At 69.6% G+C, this 17,096-nt stretch carries 12 protein-coding genes; 5 read left to right on the forward strand and 7 right to left on the reverse strand.

Annotation, left to right across the window (positions count from 1 at the left end; translation table 11 throughout):
- Nucleotides 1-97: 97 nt before the first annotated feature.
- The 4 genes from HR086_RS12535 (at nt 98) to HR086_RS49180 (ending at nt 10,001) form a co-directional block, all read left to right on the forward strand.
- Nucleotides 98-4,435, forward strand: a complete 4,338-nt coding sequence (locus HR086_RS12535) for a fibronectin type III domain-containing protein (RefSeq protein WP_174465729.1) — start codon at nt 98-100, stop codon at nt 4,433-4,435.
- A 61-nt stretch (nt 4,436-4,496) separates the two neighbouring features.
- On the forward strand, nt 4,497-5,354 hold the full coding sequence (locus HR086_RS12540) for a hypothetical protein (protein WP_174465730.1): 858 nt from the start codon (nt 4,497-4,499) through the stop codon (nt 5,352-5,354).
- A gap of 118 nt (nt 5,355-5,472) precedes the next feature.
- Nucleotides 5,473-6,405, forward strand: a complete 933-nt coding sequence (locus tag HR086_RS12545; protein WP_174465731.1) for an ABC transporter ATP-binding protein — start codon at nt 5,473-5,475, stop codon at nt 6,403-6,405.
- A complete protein-coding gene (locus tag HR086_RS49180) occupies nt 6,402-10,001 on the forward strand; it encodes a M1 family aminopeptidase (protein WP_174465732.1) in 3,600 nt (1,199 codons plus the stop codon). Before HR086_RS12545 ends, HR086_RS49180 begins: the two co-directional genes overlap by 4 nt.
- Before the next feature lie 59 nt (nt 10,002-10,060).
- Here HR086_RS49180 and HR086_RS12555 read toward each other — a convergent pair whose 3' ends face one another.
- Entirely contained in the window at nt 10,061-10,618 is a 558-nt protein-coding gene (locus tag HR086_RS12555) for a hypothetical protein (protein WP_174465733.1), read from the reverse strand.
- A gap of 343 nt (nt 10,619-10,961) precedes the next feature.
- Here HR086_RS12555 and HR086_RS12560 point away from each other — a divergent pair, with 343 nt between their 5' ends.
- The gene (locus tag HR086_RS12560; RefSeq protein WP_174465734.1) at nt 10,962-11,624 is read left to right on the forward strand and encodes a hypothetical protein; all 663 of its coding nucleotides are present in this window, start codon (nt 10,962-10,964) and stop codon (nt 11,622-11,624) included.
- Nucleotides 11,625-11,638: 14 nt separating this feature from the next.
- On the opposite strand, the gene HR086_RS12565 is transcribed toward HR086_RS12560, so the two are convergent.
- From HR086_RS12565 to HR086_RS12585, 6 genes are all read right to left on the reverse strand, one after another.
- Complete coding sequence (locus HR086_RS12565) at nt 11,639-12,577, reverse strand: acyl-CoA desaturase (protein ID WP_174465735.1); 939 nt, start codon at nt 12,575-12,577, stop codon at nt 11,639-11,641.
- Nucleotides 12,578-12,682: 105 nt separating this feature from the next.
- Entirely contained in the window at nt 12,683-12,805 is a 123-nt protein-coding gene (locus HR086_RS49185; RefSeq protein WP_256433625.1) for a hypothetical protein, read from the reverse strand.
- A 48-nt stretch (nt 12,806-12,853) separates the two neighbouring features.
- Entirely contained in the window at nt 12,854-14,590 is a 1,737-nt protein-coding gene (locus HR086_RS12570) for a caspase family protein (RefSeq protein WP_174465736.1), read from the reverse strand.
- 46 nt (nt 14,591-14,636) lie between these two features.
- Complete coding sequence (locus tag HR086_RS12575; RefSeq protein WP_174465737.1) at nt 14,637-15,491, reverse strand: hypothetical protein; 855 nt, start codon at nt 15,489-15,491, stop codon at nt 14,637-14,639.
- 17 nt (nt 15,492-15,508) lie between these two features.
- A complete protein-coding gene (locus HR086_RS12580; RefSeq protein WP_174465738.1) occupies nt 15,509-16,195 on the reverse strand; it encodes an RNA polymerase sigma factor in 687 nt (228 codons plus the stop codon).
- 13 nt (nt 16,196-16,208) lie between these two features.
- Nucleotides 16,209-17,096, reverse strand: an 888-nt coding sequence (locus HR086_RS12585) for an RCC1 domain-containing protein (protein WP_373564289.1), incomplete at its 5' end; no start/stop codon positions are given.

Below are 17,096 nucleotides of genomic sequence, written 5' to 3' on the forward strand. Positions count from 1 at the left end.
TACACTGAGGTGGACTCGTTTGGGGACGCCGTCGAGCCGCGTTTGAGGGAGTGGCCGACGCGCTGCTACAAAGCCCCGCCTCTACCGGGGAGTTTCAATGTCGTTCCGCCAATGCGTCTGGATGCTCCTCGTTGTGTTCGCGGTTGGCGTGGGTTGTGGCGAGGCGGGTATTCCACCGCGTCCACCCGTCGAGGTGGCGGACGCGGGTGACGGCACGGACGCGGGCGTCGCGGACGCGGGCTCGACAGATGGTGGCGACGGCACGGACGCGGGCGACGGCACGGACGCGGGCCCCACGGATGCAGGCCCTACGGACGCCGGCCCCACGGACGCCGGTGAGCAAACGGATGCGGGACCGCGCGCGGAGGTTCCATCCGCTCCCGCGCAGGTCGTCGCGGTGCGTGGTGATGCCTCGTCGCAGGTGTCCTGGTTGGCGCCTGAGGACCACGGCAGTCCCATCCTCGGCTACACCGTCACGGCCTCCCCGGGTGGCGCGGTGGCGAACGTCCCAGGCGATTCGGTCTCGGTCCTGGTGACGGGCCTCGCGAACGGAACCCCCTATACCTTCACGGTGGTGGCCACGAACGCCGTGGGGCCTTCCGTGCCGTCCCTTCCTTCGTTGCCGGTGACGCCCGCCGCGCGCCCGGGAGCACCGGTCGATCTCCTTGCCCGGCCAGGAGTGCGTGGCGCGCGGCTCGACTGGAGCGCTCCGGACGACCATGGCAGTCCCATCATCGGCTACTCCGTGAGCATTCTTCCTCCTCTCGACGCCGCGCTTGTCGTCGTCACGGATACGCACGCGGAGGTGACGGGGCTCGCGGATGGCACTCCGTACTCCGTCACGGTGACGGCGACGAACGACGTGGGCGAAGGCGCTCCCGCCACGACGTCGGTCATCACCTGGTCGACTTCGGCGGCGCCCTCGGAGGTCCACGCCACGGTGGATGACGCCGGTGGAGTGGAGGTGGCGTGGACCGCGCCTGCGTCCCATGAGGGAAACCCCGTGACGGGCTACACCGTCACCGCCTCGACGGGTGGCGCGACGCTTCGAATCTCCGCACCGGAAACGCGCGGGGCGTTCTCCGAACTCACCCTGGGGCAGCCGGTCACCTTCACTGTCGTGGCCACCAACGCCGTGGGGGACAGCGCGTCGTCGTCACCTTCCGCGCCCGTGACGCCGCGCACGCCTCCCGCCGCGCCCTCGGAGGTCGTGGCCACGGCGGAAGAAGGTGGCGCGTCGGTCTCCTGGAGCGCTCCAGCGGACCATGGCGCCCCCGTGACGGGTTACACGGTGACGGCGAGCCCCGGGGGGCACTCGGCCACTGTGGCCACCGCGAGCGCTGTCGTCACGGGGCTCACCAATGGACAGGCCTACACATTCACAGTGAGGGCGACGAACGTCGCGGGTGACAGCCCGGAGTCCGAGCCGTCCGCACCGGTGACTCCCTCCACGGTGCCTGATGCCCCCACCCACGTCACCGCGAGCGTGGCCCTTTCGAGCGTCACCGTGCGCTGGACGGCCCCTGCCTTCGATGGAGGCAGTGCGCTCACGGGCTTCACGGTGTCCGCTCACGAAGGCGGTGGCGCGGCGAGTGCCTCCACGACGGTCGATGCCTCCTCGACCGAGGTGACCTTCACCACGCTGACCCCGGGCGAGACGTATACGTTCACCGTGGTGGCCACCAATGCGCGCGGTGACAGCGCGTCATCGGAGCCTTCCTCGGCCGTGACATTGCCGCGCCCGCCCGATGCCCCCACACAGGTGGTGGCCACGGCTGGCATCCGCTCCCTGAGCGTCACCTGGGCCATGCCTGCGTCGGATGGTGGCTCGCCGGTGACGGCCTACCGGGTGACACCGTACAGCGCGGGGACGGCGGGCACGCCCGTCACTGTCGACGCGGAGCCTCGGGAGGCGACCCTCACCGGGCTCGTGAATGGGACGGCCTATCGCGTGACTGTCATCGCGGTGAATGCCTTGGGCCCGAGCGCCGAATCAGAACCCTCGGGCGAAGTGCTGACGCCTGATGTTCCCAGCGAGCCTCGGGAGTCGCGCGCCGTCGCGCTCGGAGGCGGCAAGGCCACGGTGAGCTGGACGCCCCCTGTGTCCGACGGCGGCAGCCCCATGACCCGTTACACGGTGCGGGCGAGTCCAGGAGGGTTCTCGGCTTCGGCCGCGGGCAGCGCCACCTCCGCGACCGTGCGAGGGCTGGACGGCGCGACGCACTACACCTTCACGGTGCAGGCCACCAACGCGGTGGGCGACAGCCCGCGCTCCGCTGCATGTGAGGTGACGACGTCCTGTGGGTTGGGATTGGGAGGGTGGCCCCTGGCGAGGCATTCGGTCTTGTCGGTGGCGGTCGCGGACTTCAACAACGATGGCATTCCGGACCTCGGCGTCGGCCGGAGCGAGAGCCCCTCGGCTCGGTATGCCGGGGTGCTGTTGGGGAATGGCTCGGGGGCGTTCGTGGAGCAGGTCGCGTTCCCCGTTTCAATCAGTGGGACTGGCTCGGCGCTCGCGGACTTCAACAACGATGGGAACCTGGACATGGTGCTGTACACGCCCGGTCTTCATGGCTCCACGATGGTCAGCGTCGTGATGGGCAATGGGCGTGGCGGCTTCACCTCGAAGGTGGACCTGGGTGTGGGGCAGACGCAGCTCTCCGTGACGAGCGGGGACTTCAATGGGGACGGCAATGCCGACCTCGTGGTGGCCAACATTGTCAGTCAGGACATCAACCTCTTCCTGGGGGATGGGACCGGTGGCTTTTCGCCCCGGAGGGACATCCTCTTCGGTGCCGCGCTGGGCTTGATGGCCGCGGGAGATTTGAACGGCGACGGCCGCTCAGACCTGGTCGTGGGTCATGGAGCGTCGTCCATCGCCGTGATGCTGGGAGATGCCTCGAGCGGGTTGTCCGCGCGAGAGGACTTCGCCGTGTCGATGCGCCCCGGTACCTTGCGGCTCGCGGACATCGATGGGGATGGAAGGCTCGACGTCATCGGCTCCAACATGGGTGGCCAGGGCGTTGGCGTGTTGTTGGGAGATGGGGCGGGGCGCCTCGGGACGGAGCGCATCTCGCACGTCGGAGTGGTGGCCTCCGGGATGCTGCTCGCGGACGTCAACGGGGATGACCGATGGGACATCGTCCAGTACAGCAACAGTGAGAGTCTGGTCAGCGTGCTGCTCGGAGATGGCACGGGTGGCTTCTCCGGGAGACAGGACTTCGCCACGCTCAAGAACCCGTCGTCGATTGCCGCTGGGGACTTCAATGGGGATGGCCGGATCGACCTCGCGCTGTCGAATCAATTGCAGTCGGTCATGACCTTGCTCAAGGGAGATGGCACGGGAGCGTTTCTGACCTGGCGCGACCACGCCACCCGCCAGCAGCCCACGGCGGTGAGCAGTGGTGACCTCGATGGAGATGGCAATCCAGACCTCGTGGTGACCTCCGAGTCCAGCGACTCCGTGGGGGTGATGCTGGGGGTTGGCGCGGGTCGCTTCGGGCCGCGGCGGGACTTCCCCACCCGGAGGAATCCCACCTCGGTCGTGGTGGTGGACCTCAACCGGGACGGCAGGTTGGACCTGGTCGTGGCGAACGGCAACGGCAACTCCCCCTCGACGCTGGGAGGCAGTGTCAGCGTGTTGCTAGGGGATGGAGCAGGCGGTTTTGGCGCGAGCACGGAGTTCGACACGGGCCGGTTTCCGCACTCGGTCATCAGCGCGGACTTCAATGGCGACGGTTTCATGGATGTCGTCACGGCGGACACCAGCTCCAGCACCGTGAGCATGTTGCCCGGGAACGGCCTGGGGGGCCTGCTTCCAGCGCGGACCTCCTCCAGTGGGACGAGCAACCCGGTCGCCATCGCCAGCGCGGACGCCACGAGAGATGGAAAGCTGGACCTCGTGGTGGTGGGCTCCTCCAATGTCCTCCAGGTGCTGCGGGGCCTCGGCAACGGCTCCTTCACGGCGCTGTCGAGTCCGTATCCGGGAGGGCGTCCGCGAGGACTCTCGCTCGCGGACTTCAATGGCGATGGATACGTCGATGCGGCGGTTGCCCTCGCGGACAGTCCCAGCGCCGCCAGCTATACCGTCAGTGTGATGCAGGGGGATGGATTGGGTGGTTTCTCCCTGAAACAGAGCCTCAATGTGGGGCGCAACCCCTACGGCGTGACGACCGGTGATTTCGACGGGGATGGCGCGGCGGACATCGCCGTGGCCAACTACGATGTCGAGAACACCCCCGGTAGCGCCCGCTTCATCAGTGTCTTCCAGGGGCTTGGGACAGGCGGCTTCAAACCCCGGAAGGACTTTGCCACCGGTGGCCGTCCGTTCGCGGTGATGAGCGCGGACCTCAATGGAGACGGGCGGCTGGACGTCGTCACGGCCAACTACGAGAGCAACACCCTCAGCGTTCTGTTGAATCAATGTCTCGAATGAGGAGCCTCCTTCCTTTCGCGAGTCCGTGGTGGCGCGAGAGGGATTGGCTATAAGTGCGCGCATGTCCCGTGACGAGAACGCCCGCTACCTCGAATCGATTCGCCCACGCAGTGCTCTCGCGCCCATCAAGCTTTGGATGAAGCTGTTGCCGTTCATCCTCGTTGCCTACGTCGCCGCGTATTTCATGGTCACTGGCGGCAAGACGCCGAAGCTGCCATCCACCGAGGAGCTGAGTCGGTCCGGGTCTCAGTTGGGCTTCGTCTTGCTGGTTGGAGGCGTGCTCGCGGTGGGCACTCTGGGCTCCATCTTCTGGAGACGATGGTCAGCACACCGCAAGATCGACGCGGCCTTTCTGCATCCCGACGTGAGCGCCCTGCTCGCCGTCTACGAACAGGTGTACGCGTCGAGCAGCCGGTTTCCGGATGTCGCCTTCTACCGAGCGAGCTCCCGCGCCCTGGCCCATGCCTGCTACGGTGACGCGGCCTCCGCGCGCCGGGAGCTGGCGAGCGTCGACTGGTCAGCGCGTCCCCCTGTCATCCGCGCGATGGAGCGAGTGGGTGAGGCGAGCATCGTCATGCTGTGCGAGGACGACCCCGCGCGAGGGCTCGCGCTCGCGAAGGAGGCCCTCTCCATGGTGGAGTTTCCGAGCCCGGTCGCCGGCTCGGACGAGGGGCGCGCCTACTACGAGATCTGCGTGGGTATCGGCGAGGTGCTCACCGGCACGGCCACCCCCGACTCGCTCGCGGCGCTGGAAGTGCACAACCAGCAGACCAATCTCCCCGTGGCCTGGCTGATGAGTGCCTGGGGGCTTCGAGTGGCTTCCGCGCGTGCGGGCGACACCGTGGGCGCCGAGGTGTTGCGCAAGTGGCTTCAGAAAGATGCGCCGCACTGCGCTCCGCTCCATCGAATCCCCAGCTGAGTCCTCAGGCGTGGCGCCACGGTGCGTCACCCGGGTGTGCGCCCGACAGACACCGTGAGCCCCCGCTTTCCGCGCACGTCCCGTGAAATGAGCGCGGCCTTCCAGGCGTACGGGGGGCATGCTCTCCCTCCGCAATCTGGTGAAGGTGTACCCGGGCCCGGTGTCCGCACTGCGTGGCGTGGACCTGGAGATACCTCGTGGAATGTTCGGGCTGCTGGGTCCCAACGGCGCGGGCAAATCCACGTTGATGAAGATTCTGTCGGGCCTGCTGGAGCCCACCTCTGGTGAGGTGACGCTGGATGGACTGGACATCGTCCGCCACCCGGAAGCGCTCCGGCCCCACCTGGGCTATCTGCCGCAGGAGTTCGGCTTCTACCCGTACCTCACGGGCGAGGCCATGCTGCTGTACCTGCTCAAGCTCAAGGGCGTCACCGCGCCGCGAGGGTTGAAGTCATTGTGCGCGGAGCTGCTGGAGCGTGTGAACCTCACGTTCGCCGCGAAGCGCAAGGTGAAGGAGTACTCGGGAGGCATGCGGCAGCGGCTGGGAATCGCCCAGGCGCTCGCGGGCAACCCCCAGCTCATCATCGTGGACGAGCCCACCGCGGGCCTGGACCCCGAGGAGCGCCTGCGCTTCTACCGGCTGCTGGCGGAAGTGGCGAACGAGCGCACGGTGCTGTTGTCCACGCACATCGTCGAGGACGTGGCGATGCTGTGCCCGCGCTTCGCCGTCATCCGGCAGGGCCGCGTGGTGGCGATTACGTCGCCCTCCGAGGCGAAGGCCTCCATCCAGGGCACCATCTTCGAGGGGACCGCCTCCGCCACCGAGCTGGTGGAGCTGCAGCGCACCCGCCGCGTCACGCAGGCCGTGCTCTTCGAGGGCCGCAACCGCGTGCGCATCCACTCGACGGGAGGCGATGTGCCCGTGGGCTTCGAGCGCGTCACGCCCACGCTGGAGGACGCCTATCTGCTGATGATGAAGGACACGCGCGAGGCCTCCGCGACCTCGCAGCCGTCGCCCGTCGTGGAAGCCGCACGCGAGGTGGCGCGATGAACGTGGCCCGTCTGGGCACGGTGGTGCGCACGGAGCTGGCGCACCAGATGCGCCGCCCGCTGTTCGTCATCCTGTTGCTCGTCACCTTCCTGTCGGTGTGGGGCCTGTCGTCAGGCAACGTCACCATCGAATCCGGGGCCAGCCAGGTGGGCGGGCAGAAGGCCTGGGTGACGAGCGAGTTCGCCGTCTCTCAGACGCTCCTGCTGCTCATGTTCCTCCTCTTCAGCTTCTTCGTCTCCGTGGGCGCGGGCATGGGCGTCATCGCGGACGAGGAGGCGCGGGTGGGCCCCCTCCTCCACACCACGCCGCTGACGCCGCGCGAGTACGTGTGGGGCAAGTTCCTGGCGGTGCTGAGCGCGTACGGGGTGGCGCTCGGGGCGATGGCGCTCTTCCTCGTCTTCTTCCACCACGTCATCCCCGCGGGCGAGCACGCCGAGTATCGCGGCCCGCTGTCGTGGCTCAACTATGTGCGGCCCGCGCTCTTCTTCGGCGTGCCCCAGTTGGTGTTCATCGCGGGTGCCTCCTTCGCGCTGGGCGCGGGCACTCGGCGCCCGGTGCTCGTGTACTTCCTGCCGGTGGTGCTGATGTTCGTCTGCGCCTTCTTCCTGTGGAGCTGGACTCCCGGGTGGTTGGACCCTCGAGTGAACCGGGTGCTCCAGGCGCTGGACCCCGCGGGCATGCGGTGGCTGAGTGAGACATGGGTGAAGGTCGACCGAGGGGTCGCCTTCTACAACGCGGAGCGCGTGGGTCTGGACGCGCTGTTCGTCCTCAGTCGACTGGGCTTCATCGCGGTGGGGCTGGGCGGCGTGGCGTGGAGCGCGCGGCACGTGGCGCGAGGCCTGCGTGGTGCGCCGGTGCGCGGCGCGCACGGCAAGGCGCTGGCGGACATTCCCCTGGCGACGACGGATGGTGGCGCGCGCGAGGAGACGCCGCTCGTGACGCTGGGCATGCGAGCCCATCCTCCCGGGGCACTGTCGGGCCTGTGGGTGGTGGCGCGCGCGGAGCTGCGGGGCCTCCTGTCGCAGCCGGGGCTCTACCTGTTCATGCCCATCATCCTGATGCAGACGGTGGCGAATGCGCTGAACAAGGTGGGCCCGTTCGACACCTCGCTCCTGACGTCCCCGGGCTTCTTCGCGGTGAGCACCCTGGGCGTGGCGTCCACGCTCGCGTGTCTGCTGCTCATGTTCTACACGGTGGAGTCTCTGGAGCGAGAGCGCGCCTCGGACCTCGCGCCCATCCATGACGCCGCGCCCGTGCGCACCGTCTCCGTCCTGCTGGGCAAGGCGCTCGCCAACAGCCTCGTCGGAGTGTCCCTGCTGGTGGCGACGGGGCTCGCGGGCATCATCGCCCAGCTCGTGCAAGGCCAGGTGCCGCTCTCGTTGTCGTCGTACGTCCTCGCGTGGGGGCTCTTGTTGCCCACGTTCTTCGCCTGGACGTGTTTCGTGCTGGCGGCGCACGCGGTGGCGGGAGGGCGCTTCGGCGCGTATGGCGTGTCGCTCGCGGTGCTGAGCCTCACCGGTTATGCGGCGGTGCGCGGCAACCTCCACTGGGCGACGAACTGGCCGCTGTGGAGCGCTGTGCAGTGGTCCGACATGGGGCCCTTCGAGCTGGACAGGTCCGTGCTCGTGCTCAACCGCGTGGGCGTCCTGGGGCTCGCCGCCTTCTTCACGGCGCTGGCGGTGCGGTGGGATGGGCGGCGCGCGGCGGACTCGGTGAGCCTGCTGGAGCGCATCCGCCCCGGGGGACTGTTGCGCGGCGCGTGGCGACTGACGCCGTGGGCGGTGGTGCCCGCGGTGGCCCTCGTGGCGGCGGCGGTGCAGGTGGGGCAGGGCTGGCAGGGTGACGCCGCGAAGAAGCGCGCGAAGGAGTACTGGCAGAAGAACCTGGCCACGTGGCTGGACGCGCCGCAGCCGGCGATTCAGGACGTGGACCTGGAGGTGGATCTGGACCCGGAGGGCCGCGCCTTCCGCACGCGAGGCACGTACACGCTGGTGAACCGGCGAGAGAAGGCGCTGAAGTCCTTTGCCCTCACGGGCGGAGACCACTGGGAGGACGTGCGCTGGACGGTGGATGGAAGAGACGTCACGCCCGAGGACCGCTCGCGGTTCTATGTCTTCAAACCCGAGGCGCCCCTGGCACCCGGCTCGGCGGTGCGCGTGGGCTTCGAGTTCCACGGCGAGTTCCCCAAGGGCGTGACGAAGAGTGGCGGCAAGGTGTCGGAGTTCATCCTTCCCTCCGGCGTGGTGCTGACCAGCTTCGGGCCGAGCTTCGCGCCGGTGGTGGGCTTCCGCGACGACATCGGCGTGGACAAGGAGGAGAACCGGTACGAGCCCCGTGTCTACCCGGATGACTTCTACGTGGGGCCCACGGAGGCCGCCTATGGCACGGGCACGCCCTTCACCACGCGCATTCGCGTGACGGGGCCGGCGGAGTACACGCTCAACTCGGTGGGCGTGCTGGAGAGCGACGAGGTGAAGGACGGACGTCGGGTCAGCGTGTGGCGCAGCGACGCCCCGGTCAGCATGTTCAACATCGTCGCGGGCCGCTGGGCGGTGCTGCGCGGCGAGGGCACCGCCGTCTTCCACCACCCCGCGCATGTCTACAACGTGGAGGCCATGCGCCGCGGGCTGGACGCGTCACGCCGGTACTACTCGGAATGGTTCCATCCCTATCCGTGGAAGGAGCTGAAGCTGTCCGAGTTCCCCGGCCTGGACACCTATGCGCAGGGCTTCGCCACCAACATCACCTTCTCGGAGAGCATCGGCTTTCTCGCGCGCAGCACGCCGGAGTCGAATGCAGTCCTGCTGATTACCGCGCACGAGGCGGCGCATCAGTGGTGGGGCAACATGCTCATCCCTGGCAAGGGGCCGGGCGGCTCGGTGTTGTCGGAGGGCATGTCTCACTACTCGGCGATGAAGCTGATGGAGCAACTGGACGGTCCCCGGACGCGGATGGAGATCGCCAAGCGACTGGAGGAGCGCTACGCCAGGGAGCGGCACGTGGACGCGGAGCAGTCGCTGGTGAAGCTCGACGACTCGCGCGACGGCGACAACACCGTGCTCTACGACAAGGGAGGCTGGGCGTTCTCGATGCTGGAGGACCTGATGGGCCGCCCGGCCATGCACGCGGGAATCCAGGCGTTCCTCCAGAAGTACGTGGGCTATGAGGACCACCCGGTGCTGCAGGACTTCACCGCGGCGATGCGCCCCTTCGCGCCGGACGCGGCGGCCTATGACGCCTTCGTCCAGCAGTGGTTCCACGAGGTGCATGTCCCGCAGTACCGGCTGTCGAATGCCCAGGTGAAGCAGGAGGGCGGACAGTGGGTGGCCACGGTGACGGTGGAGAACGTGGGGGACGGCCGCATGCCGGTGGAGGTCGCCGCCGTGAAGGGCGAGCGCTTCGCGAAGCGGCCGGACGCGAAGGCTCCGGACGTGCAGTCACCGGACTACCGCGAGGCTCGAAGCCGCGTGGTGCTGGGTGCGGGTGAGAAGGCCGACGTCACGGTGCGCTCCGACTTCCCGCCCGAGCGCTGGGTGGTGGACCCCGACGTGCGCGTGCTCCAGCTTCGTCGCGAGCAGGCCGTGGTGACGCTGTGAGGCGGTGAGCCCGGTGGACCGCGCTCCCGTGCTGGCCTGGAGCGCGGTCGCCGGATGGCTCAGGGGTGCGTGACGTGGAAGAGCCGCGTCTCGACGCGAGGCAGGGACTCCGCGCCCGTGCGCGTTCCGGTGAGCAGCAGGGTGAAGTCACCGACGATGGGCAGCGGGGAGCAGCGCACCGTGAACTTTCCCTGGAGGGTGAGCTGAAGGGGGCCATTCGGCTCCCGGCTGCCTCGCCCGGAGGTGACACTCAGGTCCGCCGTGCACTTGCTCTCCTCGTCGAAGACCGAGCACGCGCCCTCGCTGATGAAGAAGGTGTTCTCTCCGGTCATCGTCGCCCGCAGGTCCCGGTCGCAGGTGAGGGACTCGGAGCGCAGGCTCAGGGCCGTCTTGGAGCCGGAGGCCTCCGAGATTCGCACCGTGTCGTCCAACTCCCCGGTCTGGGTCTCTCCGTTGAAGGTGGCGCTCAGGGTGCCCGTGCTCTCATAGGCGCCCGTGACGTTGGACCGATGGTCCGTCGTGGTGTCGTCGCCGTCGTCGCCTTCCTTGTCGTCATCACCACCACAGCCACCGAGCACCAGCAGCGCGGACGCCAGCAGCATTCGCATGCGCATCACTTGGACTCCCTCCATCCCCGGATGAGTGACTCCCCGTGGGAAGGCTCGGGCGGGAGTATCTTGATGCCCGGTGCATCGCGCAACGTGACGAGTCCGTGGGCCCGCCGTCCCGACGCCATTCGCGTGCTGGCGGACAGTGCTCGGTGTCACGGCGTGTGGAGCGGGGTGGATGGCGCGCTGTCAGCCTGTCACGCGGCGCGCGGGCCTTCGTTGACACGATGTCGTGGGGAGGGGTGCTCATGAGCTGAGGCTCCCTCTGGAGTGTGGTTGTGCACGCCCATTGCACAAGGGGAGTGGGTCGCTGGACGAGCGTGCCAGGGACGTCATTGGGGGATGTCCAAACATGAAGCCCATTCACATGCTGTGTCTGACGTTGCTGTCGTCCGTTGCCGCTCACGCCCAGGAGCTGAGCGCCGGACCGTCCGTCTCGCCCGCGCGCAAGACGGTGCTGGGAGTCTCCGTCACTCCCGATGAGCTGGGTGTGGTGACGCTGGAGGGAGAGCGGGTGGTGAGTCCCCGCGTGTCGGTGGGCCTGGGGCTGCGCACCGGGTTCACCCAGCAGAAGGGTTGGTCCGACTCCCTGGTGTCAGGGGAGCGGGAGAACGAGGCAGGCAGCTCCACCTTCGTCCTGGGCGTCGGTCCCCGGGCCCGCATCTTCCTCGTGGGAGACGCGCCCGAGGGGCTGTGGGTGTCGCCGGGATTGGAGGTCACCCGTTCGTGGCGCCGCTTCGAGATAGAAGGACAGGCGAGCCTCAACGACAACGAGCAGCGCATCTGGAGCTTCGGCGCGACGGCGATGCTGGGCTACACCGTCATCCTCGGGCGAGGCCTCGCGGTGCAGGCGGGCGTGGGCGCGGAGGCCCGGCATGACTCGAGTCAGTACACGAGCAACGTCACGGCCAAGCCCGGGTACGAAGGGCTGTTCCCCGTGGGCGAGCAGTCGAACGAAGGGCGCTCGTGGGTGATTGACGAGCGACTGGCGTTGTCGCTGGGCTGGGCCTTCTGAGCCGTCGCGTGGCGCTACACAGGCAGGCCGTGCGCGCCGTCGCGTCGGCGGAGGCACCTGCGCGGGTGTTTTCGGGGGCCGGGGCGTCGGTGCGCTCCGGGGCGAAGCGGCAGGTTCCCCATCGTCTTCACGTCATGCACGAGGCCCAGCGTGGCCAGCGCCTTCACCGTCCACCAGCCCGGGTCCGGCTGTCGCCAGCCGAAGCCCATTTGGGCCGAGCTCGGGTAGGCGTGGTGGTTGTTGTGCCACGACTCACCCATGCTCACGAGGGCGAGCCAGCCCGCGTTGCGTCCCTGCTCCGCGCACCCGGGCAGCGCGTAGGGCTGGTCTCCCTCCACATGGCTCACGTAGTGGACGAACCAGAAGCCATCCTGCGTGAGCGCCAGTCGCACGAAGACACCCCAGACCACCCACGCGGGACCGCCCACCGCGTACAGCGCGAGCGCGAGGGGCACCTGGAGCCAGAGGCCGGCGCGCTCCAGGGCGATGAAGAAGGCGTCGTGCTCCAGGTCGGCGTCCACGGGGGGATAGACGCTCGCGTCTCGTGCGTGCCACGTGCGGAAGAGGGCGTGGGTCATCGCGCTGAGGAAGCCGTCGCGGTAGCCGAAGTACTCGGGGCAGTCGGCCTCGGGTTGGTTCTGGTGGAAGTCGCGCAGGTGGTGCATGCGGCTCATGCCGAGGGCGCCGCCGAGTCCCGCCAACGTGCCGATGAGGCCCAGCGTCCGTTCCACAGTGCGCGGTGCGCGGAAGGCCCGGTGGATGAGGCCGCGGTGGATGCCCACCGAGACGCCCAGGCACATGGTCACCCCCGTGAGCACGGCGAACACCGCGACCGCGCTCCACGAGAAGTACAGCGCGCCGCCGACGAGTGCGCCCAGGTGGAGAAGGCTCCACCGGAGCATCTTGCCCGCGTCCCACCGTGCCTCGCCCCACCCCGTGCTCTCCGCGTTCATGTGTCGCCCCTTTCGGAGCGGGTCCAACGCAAGCGCCCTGCCAGGGATGCACGGGCCTGATTCCAGGGACTTGAGCGGGCGCCAGGGCGCCACTGTCAACGGCGTTCACAGTGTGCCGCGCACCGCGTGGACGGTGGGACGCTCAGCGCTCCAGCTCCAACTCCACGCCGGGAATCCAGTGTCCGCGACGGTGTGCAGCTCCGCGCTGTTCGAGGCGAGTCGCTCCATGCAGCGTCCGCGACGGTGTGCGGCTCCGCGCCGTTCGCGGCGAGTCGCTCAGCGCTCCAGCCCCAGCTCCACGCCGGGAATCCAGTGTCCGCGACGGTGCCCATCCACCCGGACACCGTCGAGGTCCATGCCCAGCGCGCCTCTCACGGCGAAGTCGCCCGCCCTCCAGCGCAGGCCCGCGGCGGCGCGCGCGGACAGACCCAGCGAGTCGCCTTCTCTGCGGCCGGGCTTGTCCACCACCGTCATCAACCAGCCCACGCCCGCCTCCGCGAACGGGGCCAGCGTGCCTCGGCCGTTCAGTCCGCCCATGGCCAGTACGGACACGCGCTGAAGCGTGGTGTTGTCCACCCACGCATCCGGTGCGAGCGAGTAGCTGGCCCGCGCGCCCCACCGGACGATGCCAGGGCCCGGCACGCGCCAGGCCAGCGACAGTCCGCGTGCCACACCACGACCTCCCAGTGGCGGAGCGCCGAGCGTGAGGCCCACCTCCAGCCCCAGGGAGTGCGGCAGGCTCGATGGGTCTCCGGGTGTCACCGGATTGGAGAAGTCCACGATGGGCCCTCCCGCCGAAGCGACATAGCCCTCGTAGAAATCGCGTCCGAAGGGGAGGGCGAAGAGGCCCTGGAGCAGACTCTCCTCGGCGGCGCCGCGCTGGGCCATCTCGGGAGGTGAGGGGCGGGGCAGTCGTCTGGCCTTCAGGTCCGCGAGCCGCACACGGGCTTCACCTCCGGGCGTACGCAACCAGTACGCGTCGCGCTTCGGCAACGCGAGGACCAGGGGCTCTCCCTCGGACTGATGCGCATCCGCGAGGCGCACGCCATTCGTGTCCTCCACGGAGATGCGCGCGCCCCCGGGCGTCGCCGGCAGGTCGAGGCGGGGACCCTCCGGGATGGGGCCGATGAGCGCGCGCGAGGGATTGAGCATCGGCGGGAAGGTGCGCAGCGCGAGCCTCGCCTGCGGAGACTTCACGCCCCGGATGGCGGCGGCGACGAAGGCGTCGAGCTCGCTGTACTCGACCTGCCCGTCACCGTTGACGTCCGCGCCACCCAGCAGCGCAGAGCGCGCCGCATGGCTGAAGACACCCGCGCGGATGCGAGACCACTCATGCGTCTCGCCTTCGTTGCTCTCCGCGAAGATGGCGCCCACGCTGGGGTGGCCCGCGAGCTGCTCCTGCTCCAGCGCGCGTCGCAACCTGCGGAGCACCAGCGGGTCGGCGCCCCGGCTGCCCACGACGCCAGCCGCGTGGCAGGCATCCACCAGCAGGTGGACATAGTCCGCCTCGAGTCGCTCCACGACCCGGGTGTACAGGCCCTCCTGGTCCAGCCGGCCGTCGGCGAGCGTGAGGTAGGCGCGCGCGGACTCACCGGTGCGCCCATGGCCCACGTAGACGAACAGGAAGTCCACGGTGCGTCCGGCGGCGCGGTCCGCCGCGTTGAGCTGGGCCAGCGCCGCCACGGCTTCGTCGAGCGCGGCGAGCGTGGGCACGCGCACCCCGGTCAGTCGCTCACGCTCCGCCTCGGCGGTGTCGGCATCGGCGACGGTGAGCAGCACCACCTCTACGCCCAGCCGCTGGAGTGTCTCCATCCAGCGCACGCCGTCATCGTCCGCGTAGCGCAGGGGAGGCATGCCCGGGGAGTCGCTTCCGTTGTAGGCGACGACCAGGGCGCGCCGCACCGGAGGTGGCCCCGAGGATGAGGTCGCCGGCTCGGCGAGGGACACCGTCGCGCAGCAGGCGAGCCACAGGACGACGACACCGCTGGGCACCGGAACCGTGCTGGGTCTCATGGTGTTCCTTCCGCGAGCACAGCCGCGTCTCGATGGAGCCGGTGGCTCATGGCTTCCCCGCAATGCGGACGCGATGCTGCACGCGTACGACGTCTCGGACGGGTTCTCCGCGCGCGGCGGCGAGCGCGTCGGACGCGCTGCTCGCGAACACGGCGGTCAGCTCCACCTCTCCCGTGTCGGGCAGTCTCGGCGTGAGGTCCAGCGCCGCCTCCGCGCCCGGAGACGCCTTCACCTCGAACGGTCCTTCCACCTTCAGCCCCTTGTCGGTGCGCACCGTCACCACGACATGCGTGTAGGGCGCACGTGCCCCGGCCGCGAAGGCCAGCGCCGCGCCGGCGGGACAGTCGCCCTGACCTCGGACCTCCCGAAGCTCCGCTTCCGCTGGCACGCAGAACAGTCGCATCACCGTCGCGCCCTGTCCCTCGCCGCGCGCGCCCCACTCCGTCGTGTCGCTCGGCAGGCTCAGCCACAGCAGTCCCGCCGCCGCCATCAAGCTGACCACCCACGCGCCGCCCACATGCCCCAGCGACGGCGAGTTCCACGCCTGAAGCACCCGGGCCCACAGCCTCCGCGCCAGGCTCCACGGCTCCCCCAGGTCCTTGTGCAGCCGGTCCGCTCGCGCTGCCTGTCCCGAGGACTCGGTCGACGACTCCCTCGCCAAGGTGGCGAGGACCGAGGGCAGCCCGCGCGACTCGAGCGACGCCAGCTCCCCCGGGGTGGGCACGGTGACGGTGTCGCTGGCGAACATGCGGCGCAGGTTCATCACCCGCTCGTAGCGCGCTCCACACCGCGCGCAGCCGCGGGCATGACGCAGCACGCGGCTCCACTGGCGAGGAGGCAGGACGCCCTCGTTGGCGAGGTGGACGAGCTGTCGGTCCACGTGCTGGGTGAACAGGGCCATGGGGAAACTCACTCGAATCAAGGCACGAAGAGGGGGAAGAGGAGCGCCAGCACCGCGGCCGTGGCGGCGGCGGAGGGCAATGCATCGGGCGAGTCAGCGGTGAGCCAGCCTTCGTCGAGGAGGAAGTCGGTCATCGCGCGGCGCAGCTTCGTCTCGCGCGTCCGCAGCTCCTGTCGGGACAATCCCAGCACCAGCCCCGCGCGCTCCTGGGACAGGCCCTGCACGAAGCGCAGGTCCGCGAGACGACGGGTCGCCTCGTCGAGGCCCGCGAGGAAGCGGAGCACCAGCTCGCGCGTCTCTGCTTCCAGCGCACGGTCCTCGGGCGAAGGTGCGTTGCTGGCCAGCCGCTCCGCCGTCGGCGTGTCATCCAGCGCCACCGCCTCGCGAGCGATGCGCCCCGCCGCCCGCAGCACATCCACCGCCGCCTGCCGCGCCAGCGCGTTGAGCCAGATGGAGTACGGCCGCACGCCGTCATACGTGAGCCGGGCCTGCTCGCGGAACGCGCGCACGAAGGTCTCCTGGTGCGCGGCCTCCAAATCCAACGGCCCCACGCGCGCCAGGCCCCCAGGTCCGCGAGACACGTACGTGCGCGACAGGAACCGCGCCACGTGCCCGGAGTAGGCCCGGTACACGCGGGTCAACGCCCCCGGCTCTCCCCGGCGAAAGGCCTCCAGCAACAGCGGGTCTTCCCTCAACAGTGACATGCCGTCCTCCCTCTCAGGGGGCCCCAAGCCCCTGGACCACGGCCGGCTCCACGCGGTCCGACTGCGTCCCATCACCCAACTGGCCCAAGGCGTTGGCGCCCCAGCACCGCACCTGTCCATCCCGCATCACCGCGCAGGTGCTCGTCGCTCCGGCCGACAGGTCCACGACGTCGTCGCCCAGGGCCGTGACCTCCACGGGCGCCGCGCGGCGGATGCGTGTTCCATCCCCCAGCTGTCCGTCGCCATTGAGTCCCCAGCACCGCACGCGACCTTCCGCGTCCAGCGCGCAGGTGAAGGCATTGCCCGCGCGCACCTGCCGCATGGTCGAAGACAGCCCCACCGGCCGCACCGGCGTGGCGCTGTCCAGCGCGGTGTCATCCCCCAGCTGTCCCTCGCGATTGAATCCCCAGCACTCGATGTCGCCCATGCCCACGCGCGCGCAGGTGTGGCTCAGGCCCGCCGTCAGCGCGCGCACCGGCCCGCTCACGCCCCTCACCCGCACCGCCCCAGGCTCGGGCGTGGGATTGGCGAGGCCCGTGCCCAGCGCTCCGTACGTGTTGTCACCCCAGCACCACGCCTCTCCATCGGCGGTGGCGGCGCAGGTGTGGTTGGCGCCCGACGCGAGCACCGTGAGGTTGGCGGGGAGCCCCAGCACGGGCACGGGCCTGGGCGCCTTCCCCGCGAACGCTCCGCCGAGCTGGAAGAAGTTGTTCTCGCCCCAGCACATCACCTGTCCCCCCGCGTGCAGCGAGCAGGAGTGCCCCAGCCCCGCCACCACGGTCACCGCGTTGGTGCCCGCGCCCGGCACATCCACCGGCTCCAGTGCGGCCATCGTGGTGTTGTTGCCGAGCTGTGCCAGGGAGTTGTCCCCCCAGCAGCGCACGGTGCCCCCCTCCACCAC

The organism is Myxococcus sp. CA039A (assembly GCF_013336645.1).
Lineage (GTDB): Bacteria > Myxococcota > Myxococcia > Myxococcales > Myxococcaceae > Myxococcus > Myxococcus llanfairpwllgwyngyllgogerychwyrndrobwllllantysiliogogogochensis.